Here is a 230-nt window from a genome sequence, read left to right as displayed (position 1 = left end):
CATCTGGCTCATTTTCTGATTGGTGAAACCACGTTTCTGGAAGTATTCGTAGGCAAGAGGTTGGCTAGTTGCGAAGCTCTCCGTTGTTACCGTGTGAACCGGCGCTGGTGGGAACATGGTCACTTTAGGTGATTCACAGTCAGGCTGAGTCGTGCAGTTTCGAAATTCCTCGACGTCTATACCGCTACCAAAATCAACTTTAACCATCTCATACTTACCTAGCACAGGCG

1 protein-coding gene is annotated in these 230 nt (G+C 48.3%); it reads right to left on the bottom strand.

What is annotated here, in order from left to right; all coding sequences use genetic code 11:
• A partial coding sequence (locus AB4486_RS26045; RefSeq protein WP_372119644.1) for a glycine betaine ABC transporter substrate-binding protein occupies positions 1-230 on the bottom strand: 230 nt, incomplete at both ends.

It is taken from the genome of Vibrio sp. 10N.222.55.C6 (genome assembly GCF_041473395.1).
Classification (GTDB): domain Bacteria; phylum Pseudomonadota; class Gammaproteobacteria; order Enterobacterales; family Vibrionaceae; genus Vibrio; species Vibrio crassostreae_C.
The sequence above is the reverse complement of the archived record's forward strand: the minus strand, read 5'-3'. Positions and strand labels throughout refer to the sequence as shown.